This is a genomic window from Mucilaginibacter sp. Mucisp73 (genome assembly GCF_059491465.1).
Genome location: NZ_CP168507.1, coordinates 5,976,532 through 5,998,684, shown reverse-complemented (window position 1 = coordinate 5,998,684; position 22,153 = coordinate 5,976,532). Strand labels below are relative to the sequence as shown.

Sequence of the window (22,153 nt, the reverse complement as noted above, 5' to 3'; positions counted from 1 at the left end):
ATGCCATTTAAAACAACAGAAATTTCCAATCCGCAATATGAAAGTAATCAGCTACGGTTTATAACTGTAAAAACGCCCAATTTAAAGGGCCGGGGTGATATTTGCGTATACGTTCCGCCCGGAGCCAATAAAAACGAGGTTTTACCTATTGTAATATTACTGCACGGGGTATATGGCAGCGCCTGGAGCTGGGCCATGAGCGGGGGCGTTCATTTAAAAGCCAATGAGCTGATTGAAAAAGGCGAATTGCCAAGAATGATATTAGCCATGCCGTCAGACGGGCTTTGGGGCGATGGCTCAGGTTATTTGCCGCATAGCGGCTTTAATTTTGAACAGTGGATAGCGGAGGATGTGCCTACGGCTGTAATGGAAAATATTCCGGGTGCAAAAGAAAATTCACAGCTGTTTATAGCTGGCCTCTCTATGGGAGGATTTGGCGCTTTGAGGATCGGCGCAAAATATGGGCATAAATTTAAGGCCATTGCCGGCCTGTCGTCTATAACAAGCCTGCCGCAGATTAAACTTTTTGCCGGTGAGCCTTTAAAAACCTATGCTCAGGATATTGTGGCCGATGAAGATGTGTTTGCAACATTTAAAAAATACAGGGCCCAGCTGCCGCCAGTTCGGTTTGATTGCGGTATAAATGATTTGCTGATTAACTATAATCGTGACCTGCATAAAAAGCTGGATAAGGAAAAGATCCCTCATATTTATGAAGAAAACCAGGGTGGACACGAGTGGTCATACTGGGCAAAACATATTGTTTCAACTCTTAAATTTTTTGCCGGTAAGCTGTAGATAAGGCAGTTAATATAAGCGAACGACCGGCTTGTAATGTGCGAATATCATTATTTTGTCAGTTTTAATTAGGCATACATACCATTATTGCTCTTAGTAACGTTTATCTACTTTGTAGGTTAACGCCTGCAAATAGTGATAAGGTTTAGGTTTAAAGCCCCCAAGCAGCGAGTGCAAGGGGGCTTTTATTTTACCGGCAGATTTCCCGCGCAACAAAATTTGATCTTTTCACCTATTTTAGTCTTTTGTTTGATATCATAATGAGCGATCTGAAGAAAGAATTACATCAGCTATGCATTAATTACGCGCGTAAAATTATGGAGGCCACAGAGCTTGCCATAGCCGATGCGCAAAAGGCATCAACCGATGATACCAAAAGCAGCGCGGGCGATAAATATGAAACCGGCCGCGAAATGATGCAGCAGGAAACCAACCGCAATATGGCGCAGTTAAATGAAGCCAACAAGCTATTGGTGGCCTTAAACCGCATCAATACCACCGGGGTGTCGATGCATGCCGAATCCGGCAGTGTGATATTTACCAATAATGGCAATTTTTACCTGGCCATAAGCGCGGGCGCTTTAATGCTTGATGGCAAAACTTATTTCGCGGTGTCGCCGGCATCCCCTATAGGGAACCTGCTTAGCGGCAAAAAAGCGGGAGAAGAGTTTACGCTGAATGGCAAACGCTATAAAATTGAATCGGTAGTGTAAGTTTTTACTGCTGATTTATCTCCGGAATAAATTTTTGTTAGGTTAATATTAAAAAAATACATACAGCGCTTTCTTTACATATTTATTTTACAGAAACATCATGCTTTTAAAACAAAAGCAATTAACCTTTGTATTAATAGGTTGGCTTTTTTGATTTATCTTCCCAAAACGATCAAAAAAAATATTTTTTTTAAAATAAAAGCATTCATTCACATAAACATGCAGTAATCATCAAATATCTATTACTATATTTGATGTTAACAAAACGTGGGTAATTAACAAAGCATGCCCATTAAAAACTAAATATTAATGAACATATTCGTAGGAAGTCTTCCTTTTTCTTTAGGGGAAGCCGATTTAAAGCAGCTTTTCGAAGCTTATGGTGAAGTTAACTCCGTAAAAATTATTATTGACAGGGAATCAGGAAGAAGCAAAGGGTTCGGATTCATTGAAATGGCAGATGATGAGGCAGCACAACAAGCTATAAGCGGCCTAAACGGTTCTGAAGTTAAAGGAAGATCAATTGCAGTAAGCCAGGCAGAAGAGAAAAAACCAGGCGGCGACCGCAGGAGCAGTGGCGGTGGCTACGGTGGCGGTAACCGTGGCGGCGGTGGTTACGGTGGTGGCAACCGCGGTGGCGGTGGCGGCTATTCAAGAGATAACCGTGGCGGCGGCAAAAGCTGGTAAAAATATAACCTAAAGTAAAGTACCGGGCTTTTAGGTCGGTATTTTACTTTAAGTATTGCATCTATAATCTACCTTCAGGAAAACAACTTATTTAGGGATTTTTTTGCCTACGCAAACCTCTATGCCCTATTATTACTCCGGACAGGTTCTTTTTATGGTTGCATTTTTTGCGGCAGCCTTACCTCAAATACAGTCCCCTGGCCAGGTTTTGAGTAGATATTGATTGACCCTTTAAGGGTTTCAATCAGATGTTTTACTAATGCCAGCCCAAAGCCAAACCCTGCTTCGCCGGTTGTTCCTGTTGTTGAAGCTGCATTGCCTTTCAGTATTTTTTCGATTGCTTTTTCATCTATACCGACACCGCTGTCTTTCACCTGTATTTGCAGTATATGGGTATGGTCGTTCAGTTCGAGGCTCAGGTCTGCACTAACATAACCGCCAGCCGGAGTAAATTTTATAGCATTTGAGATGAGGTTCCCCGTTATTTGTAACAGTTTATTCCGGGCAAAGGGAATCCGCTCCGATTCGGATGAGGTTGTAACCGTAAGCAAAATGTTTTTATTGCGGGCTTGCGGAATAAAAAGCCGTTCAATTTTATCTTTAAATACCAGCAGGTTAAATTCCGCCCCATTGGATATGGGTTTATGATCATTTGTATCAGCACTAAGGATCTCATCTGCAAGCTCAAGTATCGACCGCCCGCTTTTATGGATCAGGTTGGTAAACTCCAGCACCTCTTCTATCTGGTTTGACTCTCCCTGTTCGCTGATCAGCTGGGCAAGGCCGATGATTCCGCTTAACGGCCCGCGGATATCGTGAGCTACCTTTTTTTGAATTTCGCTGGCTTCAGCAAGCTTACTTTTTAGTTTGTTAATTACTTTCAGGTCTTTTAACCTGCTTAGTATTTCATTGGCAATGATCTTTAAAAGTTCAACCTTTTCAGGTGTGAGTTCCTTAACGTTTTTATCAAGCACACATAAGGCGCCGATATTATGATCGTCGCCTACCTTTAGCGGTATGCCATAATAATATCTTAATTTGGGCCCGTCGGTTACATAAAATTTATCCCGGAAACGTTCGTCATTCCGCAAGTCTTCAACCTCAAAATACTCTCCGTCTATAATAGTATACTGACAAACCGAATCCTCACGGGGCATTTGTTCAATTTCTAAACCATGACCACTGATACTCCATTGGGTATAGGAGTCGATAAGGTTAACCAGCGAAACCTCCGTGCCGGTAACTTTGGCTGCCAGCTTGGCCAGGTCCTTAAAGCTTTCTTTGTGTTCGGTATAATCAAGATCAAACTCCGAAAGGCTTAAAAGCCTTTCCATTTCATTGTCAGGGATTGGCGGGACAGGCATATTAAATATATATTGATAACTGTTATATACGTGTTTTTTACCCACATAAGATTCAGTAGATAATAAACAGGTGTGCATTAAATTTTAGGTAAGTGTGTATACATTATCATAAATTTATGCCGGTTAATCACATTATCCCCCGTAACTAAAACTATATTATCAACGTAATTGTTTTAACGCACACCAGCATTCGTTAACATAAAATTGAACCCTATGAAAAAACTACTCTTATTAACATTATTTATCAGCTTAACCACTATAACTTTTGCGCAGCGCAAAGTAGTTTGCTGCAGCAATTCATCGGCAACACAGCAGTTTGCCATGCTGGCCTCCGATACCCGGTTCAAAATGTCGCACAAAAATCCTTTGCCAATCCGCTTTCAAAGCAGTATCGGCGAGGCCATCACCTACAAAACGCCGGATGGTAAACAGGCATCAGCATTTTTAATGAAAGCTAAAAAGCCTACTAATAATTATTTATTGGTGATACATGAATGGTGGGGCCTTAATGACTATGTAAAAAAAGAATCAGAAAAGCTATATAATGACCTGGGTAACGTCAACATCATTGACCTCGACCTATACGACGGCAAGGTAGCTACCACACGCGAAGACGCGGGTAAATTTATGCAGGCGGTAAATGACGACAGGGCCCGTGCTATAGTAAACGGAGCCATAGCATATGCCGGCCCCAAAGCACATATTGCTACTATTGGCTGGTGCTTTGGCGGCGGGTGGAGTTTGCAAACCAGCTTACTTGCGGGTAAAAAGGCGGTAGCTTGTGTAATGTATTATGGCATGCCCGAGCAGGATGTAAATAAACTAAAAACCTTAAACGCCGATGTGCTGGGGAACTTCGCCAATAAAGATCAGTGGATTAACCCTAAGGTTGTAGCTAAATTTGATGCTGATATGAAAGCCGCCGGAAAAAAGGTTTACCTGCACCAGTACGATGCCGACCATGGTTTTGCAAACCCGAGCAATCCTATTTATAACAGCGATGCTACGAAAGACGCGTATGCAAATACGCTGGAGTTTTTAAAGGCGAGATTGAAGTAAACAAAATTAACCGTGCAGTGTTGTATGGGGCAAGCTTTAGCATGCCCCATTTTTTTGTAACATTGCATAAAATTTATCTATTTGACACGCTCTGCTAAAAAGGTTGTTTCGTATCTTCTTAAGGCCGGTATATTAATAATTGCAGGGTGGTTTATTTACCGGCAGTTCAACAAAAAGAATAACGACCTAAAGCAGTTTGAACATTTCGCATCGCAAATAAGTACTACCCATGTTGTTATTGTTATGGGGCTGGTGGTTATATTGATGTTTTTGAACTGGTTTCTGGAAGCGCTTAAATGGCGCTATGTAACCAAAACATTAATCAATATTTCATTATGGGAAGCTGTTGAGGCGGTTTTTTGCGGCCTTACCTGGGCAGTAACCACACCAAACCGGCTGGGCGAATATGGCGGCCGCGTTATGTTTTTGCCGCCCCGCAAACGTATTCCGGGTATTTTTGCTATGGGCGTAGGTTCATTTAGCCAGGGTTCGGTAACCAATGTTTTGGGCGTAATAGCCATGACCTGGTTCGTAGTCAATTTCATTCATGCCAATTTATTGCTGGCCTGGGGGGTAGTTGCTATCGGCGTTATAATTGTAGCTATGCAGCTGATATTTTATTTTCATATCAAGTGGGCGGTTACTTTGCTTGACAGGGTTCCGTTCATTAAAAAATATCATCGCTTTTTTGAAGTAATGGGCCGGTATCACACCCACGAGCTTATCAAGATCATGGGTTTTAGCATTGCGCGGTATATCACGTTTTCAATGCAGTATTTCCTGGTTTTTCAGTTGTTGATGCCGCATATGGTTGTTGTACCGATGATGCTGATGCTGATGCTGTTTTTCGTGGTATCATCAGCCATCCCATCGCTTGATCTTTTTGATATTGGTGTACGCGGCTTCACTGCTTCGCACCTGTTTGTGTATGTAACCGATCAAAATATCGCCGTAATAGCCGGTGTATCGTCAATATGGCTTATTAATTTATTTATTCCTGCTATTTTAGGATCGTTTTTTGTTTTAAAACTCAAATTCTTTTGACCGCGCTGATTAGTATTATTTCATTATTTTCCATGGGCCTTTATGTGCTGTTGCTCATCTATCTCCGGATAGGCTGGGCAAAGGTCACCACCCCTCCGGTTATCGCCCAAACATTTAGCACCAAAGTTACTGTGCTTATTGCGGCCCGTAACGAGGAAGAGAAGATTCACCTTACCATTGAAGATATTTTGGCCCAGGATTATCCCAAGCACCTGGTGGAGGTCATTATTGTTGACGATCATTCAACCGATAATACCGCGGCCATCATCAGCAGTTATGCGGCACAGGGCGTAAAGCTGTTGCAACTTAGGCTTGGCGAAACACTTAACTCCTATAAAAAGAAAGCGATAGCCGAAGCCATTAAACTTTCAACAGGCGACTTAATGGTAGCAACGGATGCTGATTGCCGTATGGGTAATCAATGGCTGCGTACTATAGTTGGCTTTTATGAGCAGCATGACCTGGTTATGATTTCTTCGCCGGTAACTTATTTCCAGGAGCAATCGGTATTTGAGCGCATGCAAACGCTTGATTTTTCATCGCTTATTGGCATGGGGGGCGCGTTTTTAGGTCATGGTTTTGCCGCCACCTGCAACGGGGCAAATTTTGCCTATCGTAAAGATGTATTTTATGAAGTTGGCGGTTTTACCGGCATTGATGACCTGGCCTCGGGCGATGATGAACTTTTGTTGCACAAGGTTGGGGAGCGTTATCCTGGCAGGATAGCCTTTTTAAAACGGCGTGAGGCAATTGTATATACACACGCAAAGCCTAATTTAAAAGAGTTTATGCAGCAAAGGCGCCGCTGGGCATCAAAATCAACCAAGTACAAAAATAAAAAAATGGTTGCCTTTGCGCTCAGTATCTGGCTGTGTAATTTTATGCTATTGTTAACCGCCGTGCTGGGTATTTTCGATAGCTGTTTTCTGAAATTGTTTTTGCTTACTATCGGAATTAAATATGCGATAGACTTGTTATACATGACGCCAATCATGAACTTCTTAAAACGGCGCGAACTGCTGCTGTACGTAAGCTTTGTTTTGCCGCTTAATATCCTTTATTTCGTCATTATCGGTTTTTTAGGAAAAAATAAGAAGTATGCCTGGAAAGGCAGAATCGTTAAATGAGCTAAAAGCTGAAAGCTCAAAGCATAAAGCTGAAATTGGGGCTTAACCAAAGCAGATTGGATGTACTTGATTTAGTCATGCCAGGCTCGTAAGCTTTATGCTTTCGGCCTTCAGCTTTCCGCTTTGAGCTTTCGGCTATCTAAATGTAAAGAAAGCCGTCCTTATTGCTAATTGCACCTATTTAAGCGATATTTAGCCAGGACACATGAACTATTAACACATTGGCCGAAATTACACCAGCAAAACGCACCTGGCGTGTTTTTAAGCGTAATAAAATTGCTTTAGGCGGGCTTGCATTTATCCTGCTTACGCTGCTTGTTGCGATACTGGGCTACCTCATTATGCCCGATGATACGCCCCTGGCCAATAATATGGTCATACAGCTCAGTATAAAAAAGCCAGGCTCAACCTATATGATGTTAAAGCTCAGGAAAGCGGAGGCTGTTGATACTGTAAATTTGTTCAGCAGGATGCTGTATGGGCAGCCATCGTTTTATAAAGAAGTTCCTGTTACGGGGTATCATTTCGTTAAAGATTCTATTTACGTTAACGGATATATTGGCGATGAAGATAGGCCCGAGAAAAAAGCCTACAATATTTTTGAGGTAATGACCGGGCAAAAGCCGGTTTATAAAAACGGGAAGGTTATTTTTAATTATAACGGCCAAACAATTGCCCAGCCTGCAATCCCGGCTGTTTATCAAAAGTTTGAGGCTCGCTTACGGGAGGAGAATATCGGGGCTAAAACCTTTTTACTTGGTACTGATGGTTATGGCCGGGATATGCTAAGCCGCCTGCTGCTGGGCACACGGATCTCGCTCGCTGTTGGTTTGATGTCGGTTATCATCAGTATGCTGCTGGGCGTAACTGTAGGTGCTGTAGCGGGTTATTTTGGAGGATGGGTTGATTCATCATTAAGCTGGCTGATGAATATTTTATGGGCGCTGCCTGCCCTGTTATTGGTGATCGCCATATCATTTGCGCTGGGTAAAGGATTATGGCAAATATTTATAGCCGTTGGCCTTTCCATGTGGGTTGAAGTGGCGCGCCTGGTGCGCGGCCAGGTAATGGGCCTTAAACAGGTGGAGTACATTGAGGCCGCACGTGCATTGGGTTTTAGCAACAAGCGTATTATAGCGAAACATATTTTGCCTAACATAACCGGGCCAATACTGGTTTTGGCCTCCTCAAATTTTGCCTCGGCTATACTTTTAGAGGCGGGGCTTAGCTTTTTGGGTTTTGGTGCACAACCGCCTATGCCAACCTGGGGCGGCATGATCAAGGAGCATTATGGATATATTGTTATGGACTCGGCTTTTTTGGCTATCATTCCTGGTATGGCAATTATGCTGCTGGTTTATGCTTTTAACCTGGTTACTGTTGGCTTGCGCGATGCCTTTGATATAAAATCACAAAGTACTCGTATTTAAAAATTATTTCTTCTATTTTAGTCAGCGTACTTATATCAATATGCTGAATATAGACGACGGTTCCGGCGAAGACGAATTGATCAGGCTTTTGCTCAAACGGCAGTCGGAATTAAATTCTTTATTGGAAATTACGCGGGCCATAAACAAAAACACCGCTACTCCTATCCTCATTCAAATGCTGGAAGTTATCCTGCAAAACTATTTGCAGGTAGGTAAACTCAGGTTTTTGATTGAAAAAGATGATAAATTTGCCTGTATAGCCAAGTATGGCGGCGACGTTGAATCGTCGGTAGTGCTGGCCCGTGCGTGTAAAAAGCTGAGTAAGGTTAAAGCACCTATAGCTATTGCCGGGCACCGCGACCCTGTCCTTAAAAAATATAATTACTTTATCCCGGTATATCACAAAAGCAAGGCACTTGCCTACGCCCTTATCGGCGATTTTAATACCTCGGGCGAGATGCTTAATAATGATCTCAATTTCATCCAAACGCTGATGAACGTGATCATTGTGGCACTTGAAAATAAAAAACTTTTCCGCGAACGGCTGCAATCAGAACGTTTTTTGCGCGAGATGGAGCTTGCGGTGGAAGTGCAGAATATGCTGATCCCCATGCGTGAACATAAAGACGACAGTGTGGAGATTGGGGCTAAGTATCTTCCGCATCAAAACATAGGCGGTGATTATTTTGATTTTATCCGCCTTAATGAGCATGAGTTTTTATGGTGTATTGCCGATGTATCGGGTAAGGGTATTTCGGCTGCTTTGCTGATGGCCAATTTCCAGGCCAGCCTGCATGCCTGGGCGGCGGTTGAGGATGATTTGACCAATATTATTGACCGTTTAAATAAGATCGTGCTCAGCAATACCAAAGGCGAACGGTTTATCACCCTGTTCCTTGCGCGATATAATCAAAAAAAACGGCGGCTTAATTATATCAATGCAGGGCACAACCCAACTATACTTTATTCAGAAGGCGGGGCCATTCCACTTAAACTGGGTACCACCATGATCGGGATTTTTGAAGATCTGCCTTTTTTAAACGAGGGCGAAGTTGATGTGGAGCCCGGCAGCCTGATCTTTAACTATACAGATGGGCTCATGGATTTTGAATCGCCCAGCACCAAAATATGGAATGAGGATAAATTACTTGATTTTGTGCTTGCGCATGGCGAGCTATCGCCCGATAATTTTAACCAGGCGCTGTTGGATTATTTGAGCAACGTTTATAAAAGCAAGCCTATTGATGATATTACCCTGCTTACACTAAAAATTTTTTAAGTAAAGGATGCGTTAACCACATGTTGAAAAACTCATCATACTAATTGTTTTACTAACACGTTTACAACTCTTATTATATTTGTCGGATGTTATCAGCCAGGTACCAGTACGAATTTTTGGAAGCAGGATGCGATGAAGCGGGACGAGGATGTTTGGCCGGGCCTGTTTTTGCCGCCGCAGTTATTTTACCCCCTGATTTTGATCATCACCTGCTAAACGATTCCAAACAAGTTACTGAAGAGATAAGGTACCAGCTTCGGGCCGAAATTGAGGAAAAAGCGGTGGCTTATGCCGTAGCATCTGTTGATAATCTGGAGATAGATGAGATCAATATTCTCAACGCGTCATTCCTGGCCATGCACCGGGCCATCGAAAAATTACATCTTGAACCCCAGTTTCTGATCATCGACGGCAATCGCTTCAAAAAATACCGGAACATCCCACATGAGTGTATTATACAAGGCGATGGAAAATATTTCAGCATAGCGGCCGCATCTATCCTTGCTAAAACCTACCGGGACGATTATATGATGCAAATAGCGGCCGAACACCCGGAATATGAATGGCATACCAACAAAGGCTATCCAACCATTAGGCACCGCGAAACCGTAATGAAGATTGGTTTTACGCCCTATCACCGCCGTACTTTCAGGGTTACCGATCCGCAGTTAAGTATTTTTTAATGAAGTTTTGAATACCACGTTCAGGATGGTATTTTTGTTAAAAACCAATCCACCGTTTGAAGATCCTAATTTTAACACATCGTGTACCATTTCCGCAGAATGGCGGTTACGCTATTGTGGTTTGCAATACCATAAAAGGGCTGATTGCACTTGGGCATGAAGTTGCATTGGTAGCTTTAAACGGGAAAAGATATCATGGCAGTGTACAAACAAACGAAGATGAGCTGATGCAGAAGATCAGGTACACATCATATGACATTAACATTAATATATCTGTACTTGATTCCATAACCAATCTGTTCAGCAAAAAATCAAACGACGTTGATCGTTATTACAATGCCGAATTTGAAAAACTCCTGCTGCGCGAATTGCGCCAGACATCATACGATGTTATCCAGTTTGAAGGCCTGTTTGTAACGCCTTACCTGGCCGCTATGCGTAAGCATACCAAAGCCAGGTTGATTTACCGGTCACATAATATTGAACACCAGGTATGGATGAGGCTGGCACAACGAAAAAGCGACCTGTTTAAGAAGTGGTACTTGCATTTGCTGGCCCGCCGGGTGAAAGATTATGAACTGCAGCAGCTTAATAAATTTGATGCCATTGCTGTATTTACCAATGAAGATAAAAAAACGCTGTTATCATACGGTGTTACCATTCCGGTTGATATTTTTCCGGTAGGTATTTCCCTGACCGATTATAAGCCGGACTATAATAAAACGGAATTCCCAAGTTTGTTTTTTTTAGGTTCGTTAGATTGGATGCCCAACCGGGAAGGGATTGAATGGTTTATTGAGAATTTTTATAAAGACCTTACCGAGGGCGACCTCCGCGTAAAATTTTATGTTGCCGGGCATAATATCCCCGATAGCTTTGATGAGTATGAAGCGATGGGAAAGATCTTTATCCAGGGTGAGGTTGACGATGCTTCTGAGTTTGTGAACAGTAAGGCTATTATGGTGGTGCCCTTGCTTTCAAGCGGTGGCATGCGGGTTAAAATAGTAGAGGGTATGGCGATGGAAAAATGCATTATCTCTACCTCATTAGGTGCCGAAGGCATCAATTTTACCAATGGCACTAATATCCTTATTGCTAATAACCGGCAGGAGTTTTATGATGCCATTGAACGCTGTATTACCGACGAAGAATTTTGCCGTAATATTGGCCTCAACGCCCGCCGTTTAATTGAAGAACAGCACGATGTACATGTAATAGCACCGGGCCTTGTTGCTTTTTATCAAAGCCTGAACGTTGATTTACCTGAATGAGGGATTCCCTATACCGTTGTTGGTGTGACAACAATTTCTCCGCTGCCAACTGCCACTGAAAACTGCCACTGCCAACTAATCTACTGTTGCTGTTGTTGTTGCTGCTGAATGATCTCCATATATCGCTGATAGCTGTTTTTAGGAAATTCGGCTACCGTGTGCATAGCCGGCGATTCGTGGGTTTTATCCTCAAAAACAATAGTATCTGCATCGTCAACAATTACTGACACTTCCAGCTTGTGGCCGTAGGCGCCTTTATAAACACCTTTAACCGGCGAACAATCTGAAAAATTGCGGCCCACAGCCAGGCGTACGTGGGTTTCATTGGCAATACAGTTATTTGTAGGGTCGATGCCAAGCCAGCCATAGTCGGGCACATACACTTCGGCCCAGGCATGGGTTGCTCCTTCGCCACGCATAGCGCTGCTATGGGTACAGATATAACCGCTTACATAACGGGATGGTATTTTAAGCTGGCGGAGCATCACCATTAAAATATGGGCAAAATCCTGGCAAACGCCGGCTTTAAGCTTCCATACTTCATCCAGTGTGGTTTCAACCGTGGTAACGCCTTTGATGTACTCAAAGTTTTTGTAAACCCAGCCGCAAAAACGAAGTGCAATCTGAAAGGGCGTTTCATCTTTACGCCGTTCCTGCTCAACTATTTCCTGTAGCTCGGGCAGGCCTTCAAAATATTCCTGCTTTAAAAAATCAATATAGGGCACCATGTATTGAAGCCGCTTAAGATCCTCCCATTGCTGCTCCGGAAAAATATCATTAACCGGAAGGGGGCGCTGGCGGGTAATAACAACCAGCTTTGAGTTAATGACCAGCATGTTATGCTGGTCGCTGTAGGTGAAACTGCCAACCTCGTTGCCATAGTAATCGGTATGAGTATCAACTACCGGGCTGCCTGTTATACTTAGCTCCTGTTTTACCACTTCCTGATATTCATCTTTTATCGGGAACAGGATGATTTGGTTGGCGCTATCACGAACAGGGCCTTCATAAGTGTATTTGGTGATATGTTGGATCTTAAATTCAGGCATTTTTTTAATTTTTTAATTTGAGGATTTGAAAATTTGAAAATGAAAAGATAGACTGGCATTTTCAAATCTTCAAATCAAAACATCTTCAAATTGTGATCATGAATTAGCAAAGTAATGTTGGTTTAATGAATTGCCTATGCCGTATAGCTCACTCCTGATCTGGGTGAGGAACAAGTGCAAGCCCTCCTGCTTGATACTTTTTACCGAACTATACTTTATGCGGCTTTGCAACCGGCCTATCTGAAACGACATTTCCCTGTAGTCATCGGCATTGCTGTCATTCTTCAATCTGTCGAAATAGCGCTGAATATTATTTACCGAATAAATAACCGAGCGCGGAAAATCGTTGTTCAGCACAACCTGCTCCAAAACATTTTCGGCCTCAAAGCCTTCTCGGTATGTTTTTAAATACAGCTCGTAGCCACCCAATGAAAGCAGCAGGTGTTTCCAGTAAGTGGTATCAGTAAGCAGATCGGGGTTATCACTTATCGAGCTGAATTTAGTATCCAAAATATCAACCGACTGGATGGCCCGCTCCAGGTATTTGCCAATGTTCATAAATGCACGGCCTTCGCCGCGCTCCATAGTAATCTCCACTGTGCCGTAATAAAGCATTACTTGTTTTATCAGCACGTCCAGTACCCCTATCGGGTCTTCCCGGTGCAGGGCGCGTTCCAGCCGCGGATCTTTTACAGTGTGGTAATATTCATTCAGGCATTGCCAAAGGTCCTTGGTAATGTGCTCCTGTACGCCGCGTGCATTTTCACGCGCCAGTGTGATGATATTGAGTATGGAATTAGGGTTGTTTTTCCCGGTAACCATATACTTTAAAACCGACCGGCTGTCGTTGTCCAGCTTTTCGGCTTCACCGGCGTTTAGTCCGGCAAAGATCCGCATTACGGGTTCCCAGGTAAATTCCTGCACCGTATCCTGCGATGACGCATAATTAATTTTGAGCATCCGCAGCATACCATCGCTGCGTTCAATGTAACGGCTTAACCAATAAAAACTTGCTGCAACCCTGCTTAACATAAAAGCCCCCTAACCCCCTAAAGGGGGAATGATTATGCCGGCGGTTTTGTCGCCGGTATTTTGTTGTTTATATTTTAATTACTTTGTTCAATTAAGTTTCTGGCCCGCACACCCCCTCCCGGAAAAAAATTTAAAAAGCATACGCTCTGCAATCCTCCCCCTTTAGGGGGCCGGGGGGCTTAACACCCATGTATCCTTACTGCCGCCACCCTGCGAACTGTTTACCACCAGTGAACCTTCTTTTAAAGCCACACGGGTTAAACCGCCGGGTACTATCTCAATGCCATCGGGGCCGTACAGCGCGTATGGCCTTAAATCAACCCTGCGTGGCTTCAGTTCGCCCTGCATGTAACATGGCGCCGCCGAAAGACTGATGGTTGGCTGTGCTATGAAGTTACGCGGATCTTTCAGGATTTCCTTTTTATACTCGTCTATTTCCTGCTCGCTTGCCGCATGTCCCATCAGCATCCCGTAGCCGCCGCTACCATTGGTTTTTTTAACCACCATTTTATTGAGGTTTTTAAATACCATTTCGCGTTCATCCGGATTGCCTAACTGGTGTGTTGGTACGTTTTTGAGTATGGGTTCTTCGTTCAGATAATAGCGGATCATATCCGGTACATACGCATAAACCGCCTTATCGTCGGCCACGCCAGTGCCTGTTGCATTTACTATGGCTACATTGCCTTTGCGATAAGCGCCCATAAGGCCTGCTACGCCAAGCATACTTGCCGGGTTAAATACCAGGGGATCGAGAAATTCATCATCCACCCGGCGGTAGATCACATCAACCTGTTGCAGCCCGGTGGTGGTTTTCATGTACACTTTATGGTTGTTCACTACCAGGTCGCGTCCTTCTACCAATTCAACCCCCATTAGGCGGGCCAGCGTGGTATGCTCAAAATAGGCCGAATTATAAATACCCGGCGTAAGTAAAACAATGGTTGGGTTATGGATTTGCCGGGGTGAAAGCGCCAGCAGGTTTTTATATAGTATTGACGGATATTCGGTAACGCTGCGCACACTGCATTGCGGCAGCAGGTCAGGAAACAAGCGTTTGGTGATCTCCCTGTTCTCGAGCATATAACTTACGCCCGATGGGGTGCGCAGGTTATCTTCGAGCACGTAAAAAGTGCCGTCTTCATCACGGATAAGGTCGATGCCCGAAATATGTACATAAATATCATAAGGCACCTGGAGCTGGTACATCTCGCGCAGAAAGTGCGGACACGAATAAATAATATCAATAGGTACTATGCCGTCCTTTACAATAAACTGATTATGGTATATATCCTTTAGAAATAAATTAAGCGCGTTAAGGCGCTGCTTGATTCCTCTTTCAACAAAAGCCCATTCATCGGCAGTGATGATACGGGGGATAATATCAAAAGGAAAGATCTTTTCAATGCCTTCGCCGCTGTTATAAACGGTAAAGGTGATGCCCTGGCTCATGAAAAGGCGCTTGGCAAGCTCCTCCTTTTTGTTCAGGTCGTCGGCCGATTCCTTCGAAATGTAGTCAATAACTTTACGGTAATGCTCCCGAACATTAGCATCCAAGCCATACATTTCGTCCCAAACATTATCAATTGGGCTGTACTTGTCAAAATAAGCTGATTCTTCCATGAAAAAATTACAATAAATTAAAAATTGACAATCAGTTATCTTTCAGAATTGTAATTTATGAAGTGTTTTTGAAAAAAAAGCAAATTATTTTGAAATTTTTGAAGATATTTTAATCAAATTTTCAATTCATGGCAATTTTTAAAATATAATTCTTGTTTTATAGGGGTGTTGATACAAAACTGACGGGCTTCAAAGTATTAAACAAAGGGATGCAATTCTCCTCCCGCTTTCCTAAAATCCGAAGGATTCATACTTCTGTATTTTTTAAAAATACGGTTCAGGTGGCTCTCATCATTAAAACCAAGTTCATTGGCAATTTCAACCATACGCATGTTGCTGTGCAGTAAACGGTTCTCAATCAGCTTCAGTTTGTAATTGATGATATACTGCTGCATAGTTTCGCCGGTATGTTTTTTAAAATACTGGCCAAGGTAGTTTTCAGAGATTCCGGCTTTATCGGCTATGACTTTAGCTTTTAGTTTTTCGGGGAAGTAGATATTGGCCTGGATGTATTGCAGGATATCAAGCGTTTTTTCTTCGGTGTTCTCACTAACATCATCGGGCATGCTCATAGCCACATTACGGGCGGCGATTACTATAACCGTATTGATATATTGCTGAAGGAGCGCTTTACTGTAAAGCCCTTTTTTTTCTTTTTCACTGATGATGGCCTGCATAATGGGTTTTACAACGGCCTTGTCTTCATCGGTTTTTAATATGCATCCCGGTGCCTGGCCTGCGTTTTTTAGCAGGAAATCGAGGTGCTGGGCTGTTTCGCCGCTAAGGCCGCGATCTTTAATATAAAGTGGGTTGAAGCGGATAAACAGGAACTGCGTTTCAGTTAGTATCTCAAAATAATGTGAGTCATCAGGAGTAAGTAAAAACAGGTGACCGGGTTTATAGGTAAACTTGCTTTTGTTTATGCACTGCTTTCCGGTGCCGCTTAGGATATAAATAAACTCGAAAAAGCTGTGTGAGTGTTCGCTGCGGGGACAAGCGCTGAGTGGTTCGCGCAAAACAACTTCAAAAGGCTGGTATAAATTATCTTTTACCATAGTGTAAATGTACAAATGTTACGAGGGATTGTACAAGAAATATGGCTGCCTGCTTGTATAATTTTGTATTGTAATTAAACAACAACACAATGGAAGCTCAAAATACAACAATGCAGGCCCTTATCGCTCCTGAAGCAAATGCGCCTTTCACAATAACCGTAGTTGACCGCCCAATTGCCTCCAAAGGCCAGGTACTGGTGCGTATTATAGCCAGCGGCGTCAGCGTACTGGATAATAAGATCCGTACCGGTAAAGGCGGGCATGCCAGGCAGCCCTTACCTGCTATTTTAGGGATGGACTTTGCCGGCATAGTTGAAACCGTTGGTGCTGATGTAAATACTTTTAAACCTGGCGACGAAGTGTATGGCCTTGCCGGTGGTATTGGTGGGCTACAGGGTACTTACGCGCAATATGCTGCCTTTGATGCGGACCTGCTTGCTATTAAACCATCTCACTTAAGTTTCAGACAGGCGGCTTCGATGCCGCTTAATTTTATTACTGCCTGGGAAGGCCTTGTAGACAGGGCAAATGTGCGTGAGGGACAAAAAGTGCTGGTACATGGTGGTGCCGGAGGCGTTGGCCATTTAGCGGTTCAGGTAGCGAAAGCCTTTGGCGCGGATGTATATGCTACCGGCAGCGCGGCCCAGCAGCAATATATCGAAAGCATTGGCGCTACCTTTATTGATTACCGTGCCACAACTGTTGACGAATATGTGAACAATTATACTAACGGCGAAGGGTTTGACATTGTATATGATACCCTGGGCGGAGCCACTTTAGATGCATCATTTAATGCGGTACGTTATTATACCGGTCATGTGGTAAGTTGCCTGGGCTGGGGAGAGCATAAGCTGGCGCCCTTATCATTCCGGGGAGCTACATACTCAGGAGTGTTTACTTTGATGCCGATGCTCACCGGTAGAGGCCGCAAACATCATGGTGAAATTATGCAGGAGGCTACAAAACTTGCTGAGGCCGGCAAAGTTGTTCCGCTGGTGGACGGGCGTACATTTACATTGGCTAACGCCAATCAAGCCCACGAGATCTTAGAGAATGGTAAGGCAAGCGGTAAATTGGTGATTGACGTTGCTGAGTAAGGTGATTCGCCCTAAAATAAGTTGACCTCTCCGTTTTCAAGGCCCAGGATTTTAAAACGGCCTGAATAACGGGCGGCTGATCAACGGCGAAAACGACCAGGGGATGGAACTTAAAATAACCAGCAGGGCAATGGTTAGCCAAATGGCCGTGGTTTTAAATTTGTCCTTATCAAGTGTTTTTCGTTTGGCTTTTGATGAGGCAATGGTGATCAGCGTAATGCCGATCAGCATCATGGTAACGTGCTCCATGCCAAAAAACCTGATCTGCCGCTCGTGCACCGCCTCTTTAAAATGGCTGATGAAATAATTGGCTATCGGGCTGATGAAATACAGCCAGAGCCCAATAGTTAGCTGGATATGGGCAATGTTGGTGGTAATAACCCGTACGCGGTCGTCGAATTTTGAATAGCTTTTGTTAGTAAGCCATCCGCTGTAAGCGCGATAAATGGCAAAAAGCAGGCTGGCCAAAACAAACCAGCGCGTAAGAGAGTGTAATGCTAAAATAAAAGCGTACATATATTATATGTATGACAACCGGCAAAGGAAAAGATTTTATCCGAAATAAAATTATTTTGATACCAATCCCCTTATGTAAATTTCACCGGGTTTATCAGTTGGGCGCCTTCCGGCAACAGGGCCTTTGCGGGCTTCAGGCGCCAGTATCCATATGTTGATCGTTACACCCGGCGACCCATCTTTATTCTTTTTCCAGGTTAGGTTTATTTCGTTAATGTCCTGCGCTGAAATGAGCATACTTTCATCGTCAACAAAATAGCCGTCAACAGCAAACCTCACATTACCACTTACTCCAAACCTCCTTTTTATATCGTCAAAAGTATTTGTTTCAATTTTCACTCCTTTTTTAAGGGTTATCATTATTATACCAAACCTGCTTAGGTTAGCCAGGTTTGGAAGAACAGCCTCCCTGTCTTTCAAAACCGATAATGAAGTGATATCATTTGGATTTATATGGCCAAGACCAGTAATGATTTTGGAGTTAACAATAATTAATGGCTGCCGTTCCTTTGCATCAGGTAAATGGCGGTATAAGGAATCGGCGGGAGAATTAGACTGGTAGCTTTTATATGTATTAGTTGTGTCTTTAAACGAGGGGCTTTGATTGGGGTTTAACAAAGCTTTGCCGGTATCTGGCTTTGCCGGCAACGGTTGAGCTGATTTACTTTGCGGCGGTGGCGTTTGAGGTAGGGCTGCCTGGGCAAAAGCAGTAATTCCATAAAACAAACACACTAAAACAGGTAAAAGATTTTTCATGGTTGTATTTTATGGATAAGATGCAGACGCTGTGTGATTTCCATAAATTAAATTAATTAAAAGAAAGCAATTTGATATTTTAGTGCTCTACTAAACCTGGCCTTAAATATGAATAAAATTCAAGTCCTTTTGATCTGTTTTGCTTTATTTTTCATTGCACTATTCTGCTATATATACTATGAATATTCTATATTTGACGACAAGCAGATTAGAGCGTATACACACACCAATCACTATAAAATAAAATCAGTTAGGAACGACCATTACCAATGGTATGTTCATATTATGGTAGATAAAAGCGATGGAAAACGAATCTTTAAATTATATCCATTTGAGCATAAATATTATTCGCAGGAAATAACCCTTATCCAAAACAGAGCTGATTCATGGTATTACCGTATTTCCCAAAAGGGGGCATTATATAGCGTAATTGCACTAAGCTCTGATATGCGATCCGTTGAGATATATGAATTAACGGGCGACTAAAACCCTTTTATAACGGGTTAGTAATCCACCATGTATTTCCGAACGGATCTTTTACCCCTGCGCTCCTGCCGTATGGTTGATCGGCCGGCGGCATAATGCTTTCGGCCCCGCTATCAATGGCCTTCTGGTAAGTTTCGTCACAGTTTTCTACATATACAAACATACCTGAATTTTGCTGTTGATAAGTATCGGTACAATCGGCAAACATGATGGTGCTGCCATTGATGTTAACCTCGGCGTGCATAATGGTGTGTTCATCGCGCATGGTTTTAAACTGTTCCGTTGCACCAAAAACCTTTTGGGTAAACCCGATAAACTGCGCGCCGTTTTTAACAATGAGATAAGGCATAACAGCCTGGTAATTTTCGGGAATGTTTATTGTTGCCATAATTTGTTTTTTTCTCAAAATTAGCTGTCCCCCTGTTCTCAAAATTGTAAAAACCGGACATTATGTGTTCCGGTATTCAGTTCCCTCAGCTTTGCCTGAAAAATAAAAGCCCGGATGATAGCCTGTAAACTCCTTCACGTCATGAATAAAGTGCGACTGGTCATAATACCCGCATTCCAGCGCTATCTGCGTTAATGTTTTATCCGTATTGTATTGCTTTAACGCATCCTGAAGGCGCGTGAGCCGCATATAGGTTTTGGGGCTAAAGCCCGCGGACTCCTTAAATTTACGGTCAAACTGTCGTGCCGATAAATTATAGGCATCAGCCAGTTGAGCAACCGTTCTGTATTGTTTATTATGGATCACATTCCTGATCGCAACCGCTATGCGATCGTCTTTTAACACATTTTGACGTAACCGGGCTATTAAAAATGCAGACAGGATCTCTGCCCGTTTATAGTTATTTCCGGCTAACATGATCTGCTCTTCCAGCTCCCGGCCGGGCCGGCTTAAAAACGTATCGAAATCAAATGCGAGGTTACTGGTTTGGCTGCTGGGGGTATTAAAAAAATAAGGCACGGCAAAAGGATAAATATAGGCGCCAAAAATGCCAAAGCTTTCGGTTGTTATAAACCTGCGGTATTGTGTAGTTTGAAATTGAATGCCTGATAAGCTTGGGCTTTGCTCATTCTTCTCCTTCAATTCATTAAACGATGAATGGTAGTGAAATACCAATTCGGCACAGGCATCAGCAACAGAACGATAAATATATGACGAATGATCCGGCTCCAGCTCATGCTCCAACACCCAGTAAAATCTTACATAGGGTTTCAATTCGGCCGGTGGCTGGATCGTGAAATAGCGCATCGTTCTGATTTGGGATTGCGGATATTCGATTTCGGAATTAAATAAATTTAGGGTTTTTATTTTCAGATATTTAAGTTCTTATTCCTATTGCTGCGACAAATGTAAAATGAAAGTACCATTTACAAGAGTGTGCTCCGTTTTTATAAATTAGTTTTTCAATCTTTAAGTTTTTTCAATTCGTTATTCTAATTTAGCTACTAAATGAACCTTTCACTTTCAATTCAGGAGCAACTACAATTTCTTCTCGAACAAATAGGATATATTGATCAACAGTACCGAAAATCAAAAGAAGATAACCGGTTTAACGTTTTCAATATTCTTTCCAATAAGTTCGACGAAGTAAATCTGCATTCTAAATTTCTTTTTGAATTACTTAATCCTAAAGGCAGTCATAATTGCGAGTCTGCCTTTTTAACTCAGTTTATCAATCTGATGAATATTTCAGATTTTCCTTTAGAAAAGGCTATTGTTAGGAAGGAATACAGGAAAATTGACCTTTTGATCTCCAATGGAAAACAGGCAATCGTTATTGAAAATAAACTTTGGGCAATTGATCAGCCTGCACAATTGCAACGATATTACGAAGTGTTGATGGCTGAAGGGTTCCAGGATGTCAGGATTCTCTATTTATCGCTTGATGGAAAGGAACCGGAAGAATATAGCATCGGCACTCTTAGAACACATCCAAATCTAAACGCACTAATTACGTGTATATCTTATAAAGTCGATATTGAACAATGGCTTGAACGTTGTATAAAAGAAGCTTACTCAAAGCCAGTGCTTCGTGAGACGCTTGTTCAATACCGTGCACTAATCTGGGAAATTTCAGGAAAAACTATGTATAAGGAAGAAATGGACGAAATCGTTGAATTCCTTGCCAAAGGCGATAATATGATTAAGGCAAAAAAGATCGCTGAAAACTGGAACCACGCCCGGTGGTTCACTGAATGGTATTTCTGGCGGGATCTTGAGAAACTGATATCTCAATACTATGAAATTAGCTCCGTGATGAAATACAGTGCAGAAAAGCTGAACAGTGTTATTCACAATCGGAGGAACCAAAATCCCTGGTATGGCATTATGTTCAAAATAGGAACTTATTTAGACGCAGATGCGTGCATCTATATTGAAAGAGGTGATGGCTCAGAAAATGTTTATTATGGCTTGGGGATGGTAATTGGCAATTCTAAGGAACAAAGCGGTGATGTGCGCTTCAAACCATTAGCTGAAAAACTGGAAGATTTTTCTGATTGGCACCAAGAAACACACTGGATCGGAGGGAATTATTGCAAACCAGAAATAAATTTCTCTGAATTTTCCAATCCAGAAACATTAAAACTTTTAAATGACGACTTTAGGTTAACATATATAACTGGCCTGTGGCAACAGATAACAGAATTTATAAACAAAGTCATTCCATTAATAAACCATTTGTAAAATAATTAAAAACAATATTGGTGCCTTGTAGCATTTAGTGGCTTTCAAGATCGAGGTAAAATTTATAGCTTCCATATATCATCAAGGTTAAGTTTGGTGACTTTACCTTGATGCTCTTGCTCAATTGATTTTTGCAGATGCTGAGCATTTGCTTCTGAAGAAAGCAAGTAAGCAGTATCATCCGTTATTTCACTCGTTTTATAATCAACATGCAGGGCGTCCAAAAAAATCCGGATAGCAGTTTCCTGATCTGCATCTGCAGGATGTATGGTTAATGTTGTCATATATCAAATATACCCGTTTTTATTTCAACCGTCAAATCTGTCTAAAATACAACCCGATACAGCCCCTGCAAATAATGGGGCAAATCCGAAATCAAAATCCCTAATTTC

Annotated in this window: 22 protein-coding genes; 12 read left to right on the top strand and 10 right to left on the bottom strand. The window is 42.5% G+C overall.

Annotation, left to right across the window (positions count from 1 at the left end):
• The 3 genes from ACEN82_RS24840 (at window position 1) to rbp (ending at window position 2,198) form a co-directional block, all read left to right on the top strand.
• Window positions 1–798, top strand: a complete 798-nt coding sequence (locus tag ACEN82_RS24840; protein WP_413321077.1) for an alpha/beta hydrolase — start codon at window positions 1–3, stop codon at window positions 796–798.
• Between the two features lie 260 nt (window positions 799–1,058).
• Window positions 1,059–1,511 (top strand): 3-oxoacyl-ACP synthase, encoded by a 453-nt coding sequence (locus ACEN82_RS24835; protein ID WP_413321078.1) that lies wholly within the window; start codon window positions 1,059–1,061, stop codon window positions 1,509–1,511.
• A 309-nt stretch (window positions 1,512–1,820) separates the two neighbouring features.
• Window positions 1,821–2,198, top strand: coding sequence for an RNA-binding regulator (gene rbp / locus ACEN82_RS24830; RefSeq protein WP_091169120.1), 378 nt, complete (start codon window positions 1,821–1,823; stop codon window positions 2,196–2,198).
• Window positions 2,199–2,350: 152 nt separating this feature from the next.
• Here rbp and ACEN82_RS24825 read toward each other — a convergent pair whose 3' ends face one another.
• A complete protein-coding gene (locus tag ACEN82_RS24825; RefSeq protein ID WP_413321079.1) occupies window positions 2,351–3,532 on the bottom strand; it encodes a sensor histidine kinase in 1,182 nt (393 codons plus the stop codon).
• Between the two features lie 243 nt (window positions 3,533–3,775).
• Between ACEN82_RS24825 and ACEN82_RS24820 the strand changes: the two genes are divergently transcribed.
• From ACEN82_RS24820 to ACEN82_RS24790, 7 genes are all read left to right on the top strand, one after another.
• Window positions 3,776–4,621 (top strand): dienelactone hydrolase family protein, encoded by an 846-nt coding sequence (locus ACEN82_RS24820; RefSeq protein WP_413321080.1) that lies wholly within the window; start codon window positions 3,776–3,778, stop codon window positions 4,619–4,621.
• Between the two features lie 81 nt (window positions 4,622–4,702).
• Complete coding sequence (locus ACEN82_RS24815) at window positions 4,703–5,665, top strand: hypothetical protein (protein WP_413321081.1); 963 nt, start codon at window positions 4,703–4,705, stop codon at window positions 5,663–5,665.
• The gene (locus tag ACEN82_RS24810) at window positions 5,662–6,792 is read left to right on the top strand and encodes a glycosyltransferase family 2 protein (protein ID WP_229701675.1); all 1,131 of its coding nucleotides are present in this window, start codon (window positions 5,662–5,664) and stop codon (window positions 6,790–6,792) included. Before ACEN82_RS24815 ends, ACEN82_RS24810 begins: the two co-directional genes overlap by 4 nt.
• 221 nt (window positions 6,793–7,013) lie before the next feature.
• Entirely contained in the window at window positions 7,014–8,222 is a 1,209-nt protein-coding gene (locus ACEN82_RS24805; RefSeq protein ID WP_413321082.1) for an ABC transporter permease subunit, read from the top strand.
• Window positions 8,223–8,262: 40 nt separating this feature from the next.
• Entirely contained in the window at window positions 8,263–9,501 is a 1,239-nt protein-coding gene (locus ACEN82_RS24800) for a PP2C family protein-serine/threonine phosphatase (protein ID WP_413321083.1), read from the top strand.
• Between the two features lie 86 nt (window positions 9,502–9,587).
• Window positions 9,588–10,184, top strand: a complete 597-nt coding sequence (gene rnhB / locus ACEN82_RS24795; protein ID WP_090532602.1) for a ribonuclease HII — start codon at window positions 9,588–9,590, stop codon at window positions 10,182–10,184.
• Between the two features lie 56 nt (window positions 10,185–10,240).
• On the top strand, window positions 10,241–11,455 hold the full coding sequence (locus ACEN82_RS24790; RefSeq protein ID WP_413321084.1) for a glycosyltransferase family 4 protein: 1,215 nt from the start codon (window positions 10,241–10,243) through the stop codon (window positions 11,453–11,455).
• Window positions 11,456–11,535: 80 nt separating this feature from the next.
• On the opposite strand, the gene ACEN82_RS24785 is transcribed toward ACEN82_RS24790, so the two are convergent.
• From ACEN82_RS24785 to ACEN82_RS24770, 4 genes are all read right to left on the bottom strand, one after another.
• Window positions 11,536–12,504, bottom strand: coding sequence for a transglutaminase family protein (locus tag ACEN82_RS24785; protein ID WP_413321085.1), 969 nt, complete (start codon window positions 12,502–12,504; stop codon window positions 11,536–11,538).
• 96 nt (window positions 12,505–12,600) lie between these two features.
• Entirely contained in the window at window positions 12,601–13,536 is a 936-nt protein-coding gene (locus tag ACEN82_RS24780) for an alpha-E domain-containing protein (protein ID WP_090532596.1), read from the bottom strand.
• A 162-nt stretch (window positions 13,537–13,698) separates the two neighbouring features.
• Entirely contained in the window at window positions 13,699–15,159 is a 1,461-nt protein-coding gene (locus ACEN82_RS24775; protein WP_413321086.1) for a circularly permuted type 2 ATP-grasp protein, read from the bottom strand.
• 197 nt (window positions 15,160–15,356) lie between these two features.
• Complete coding sequence (locus ACEN82_RS24770) at window positions 15,357–16,214, bottom strand: AraC family transcriptional regulator (RefSeq protein ID WP_413321087.1); 858 nt, start codon at window positions 16,212–16,214, stop codon at window positions 15,357–15,359.
• Window positions 16,215–16,303: 89 nt separating this feature from the next.
• Between ACEN82_RS24770 and ACEN82_RS24765 the strand changes: the two genes are divergently transcribed.
• Window positions 16,304–17,311, top strand: a complete 1,008-nt coding sequence (locus tag ACEN82_RS24765; RefSeq protein ID WP_413321088.1) for a zinc-dependent alcohol dehydrogenase family protein — start codon at window positions 16,304–16,306, stop codon at window positions 17,309–17,311.
• 51 nt (window positions 17,312–17,362) lie between these two features.
• On the opposite strand, the gene ACEN82_RS24760 is transcribed toward ACEN82_RS24765, so the two are convergent.
• The 4 genes from ACEN82_RS24760 to ACEN82_RS24745 all read right to left on the bottom strand — a co-directional run bounded on the left by ACEN82_RS24760 (window position 17,363) and on the right by ACEN82_RS24745 (window position 20,324).
• Window positions 17,363–17,827 carry a hypothetical protein gene (locus ACEN82_RS24760; protein ID WP_188833712.1) on the bottom strand — a complete coding sequence of 155 codons (465 nt, stop codon included), beginning with the start codon at window positions 17,825–17,827 and terminating at the stop codon, window positions 17,363–17,365.
• Between the two features lie 51 nt (window positions 17,828–17,878).
• Entirely contained in the window at window positions 17,879–18,583 is a 705-nt protein-coding gene (locus ACEN82_RS24755) for a hypothetical protein (RefSeq protein ID WP_413321089.1), read from the bottom strand.
• A 493-nt stretch (window positions 18,584–19,076) separates the two neighbouring features.
• Window positions 19,077–19,457: a VOC family protein gene (locus tag ACEN82_RS24750; RefSeq protein WP_413321090.1), complete on the bottom strand. Its 381-nt coding sequence runs from the start codon at window positions 19,455–19,457 to the stop codon at window positions 19,077–19,079.
• A 60-nt stretch (window positions 19,458–19,517) separates the two neighbouring features.
• Entirely contained in the window at window positions 19,518–20,324 is an 807-nt protein-coding gene (locus ACEN82_RS24745; protein WP_413321091.1) for a helix-turn-helix domain-containing protein, read from the bottom strand.
• Between the two features lie 201 nt (window positions 20,325–20,525).
• Here ACEN82_RS24745 and ACEN82_RS24740 point away from each other — a divergent pair, with 201 nt between their 5' ends.
• A complete protein-coding gene (locus ACEN82_RS24740; RefSeq protein WP_413321092.1) occupies window positions 20,526–21,761 on the top strand; it encodes a PDDEXK-like family protein in 1,236 nt (411 codons plus the stop codon).
• A 62-nt stretch (window positions 21,762–21,823) separates the two neighbouring features.
• Here ACEN82_RS24740 and ACEN82_RS24735 read toward each other — a convergent pair whose 3' ends face one another.
• Window positions 21,824–22,045, bottom strand: coding sequence for a DUF2683 family protein (locus tag ACEN82_RS24735; RefSeq protein ID WP_090532581.1), 222 nt, complete (start codon window positions 22,043–22,045; stop codon window positions 21,824–21,826).
• Window positions 22,046–22,153 lie beyond the last annotated feature (108 nt).

Excerpts from the sequence above, each read along its gene's own strand:
- ACEN82_RS24775 (WP_413321086.1), bottom strand. The coding sequence starts at position 15,159 with ATGGAAGAATCAGCTTATTTTGACAAGTACAGCCCAATTGATAATGTT.
- ACEN82_RS24765 (WP_413321088.1), top strand. The coding sequence starts at position 16,304 with ATGGAAGCTCAAAATACAACAATGCAGGCCCTTATCGCTCCTGAAGCA.
- ACEN82_RS24780 (WP_090532596.1), bottom strand. The coding sequence starts at position 13,536 with ATGTTAAGCAGGGTTGCAGCAAGTTTTTATTGGTTAAGCCGTTACATT.
- rbp (WP_091169120.1), top strand. The coding sequence starts at position 1,821 with ATGAACATATTCGTAGGAAGTCTTCCTTTTTCTTTAGGGGAAGCCGAT.
- ACEN82_RS24755 (WP_413321089.1), bottom strand. The coding sequence starts at position 18,583 with ATGAAAAATCTTTTACCTGTTTTAGTGTGTTTGTTTTATGGAATTACT.
- ACEN82_RS24745 (WP_413321091.1), bottom strand. The coding sequence starts at position 20,324 with ATGCGCTATTTCACGATCCAGCCACCGGCCGAATTGAAACCCTATGTA.
- ACEN82_RS24820 (WP_413321080.1), top strand. The coding sequence starts at position 3,776 with ATGAAAAAACTACTCTTATTAACATTATTTATCAGCTTAACCACTATA.
- ACEN82_RS24740 (WP_413321092.1), top strand. The coding sequence starts at position 20,526 with ATGAACCTTTCACTTTCAATTCAGGAGCAACTACAATTTCTTCTCGAA.
- ACEN82_RS24825 (WP_413321079.1), bottom strand. The coding sequence starts at position 3,532 with ATGGAAAGGCTTTTAAGCCTTTCGGAGTTTGATCTTGATTATACCGAA.
- ACEN82_RS24750 (WP_413321090.1), bottom strand. The coding sequence starts at position 19,457 with ATGGCAACAATAAACATTCCCGAAAATTACCAGGCTGTTATGCCTTAT.
- ACEN82_RS24760 (WP_188833712.1), bottom strand. The coding sequence starts at position 17,827 with ATGTACGCTTTTATTTTAGCATTACACTCTCTTACGCGCTGGTTTGTT.
- ACEN82_RS24785 (WP_413321085.1), bottom strand. The coding sequence starts at position 12,504 with ATGCCTGAATTTAAGATCCAACATATCACCAAATACACTTATGAAGGC.
- ACEN82_RS24735 (WP_090532581.1), bottom strand. The coding sequence starts at position 22,045 with ATGACAACATTAACCATACATCCTGCAGATGCAGATCAGGAAACTGCT.
- ACEN82_RS24840 (WP_413321077.1), top strand. The coding sequence starts at position 1 with ATGCCATTTAAAACAACAGAAATTTCCAATCCGCAATATGAAAGTAAT.
- ACEN82_RS24800 (WP_413321083.1), top strand. The coding sequence starts at position 8,263 with ATGCTGAATATAGACGACGGTTCCGGCGAAGACGAATTGATCAGGCTT.
- rnhB (WP_090532602.1), top strand. The coding sequence starts at position 9,588 with ATGTTATCAGCCAGGTACCAGTACGAATTTTTGGAAGCAGGATGCGAT.
- ACEN82_RS24835 (WP_413321078.1), top strand. The coding sequence starts at position 1,059 with ATGAGCGATCTGAAGAAAGAATTACATCAGCTATGCATTAATTACGCG.
- ACEN82_RS24770 (WP_413321087.1), bottom strand. The coding sequence starts at position 16,214 with ATGGTAAAAGATAATTTATACCAGCCTTTTGAAGTTGTTTTGCGCGAA.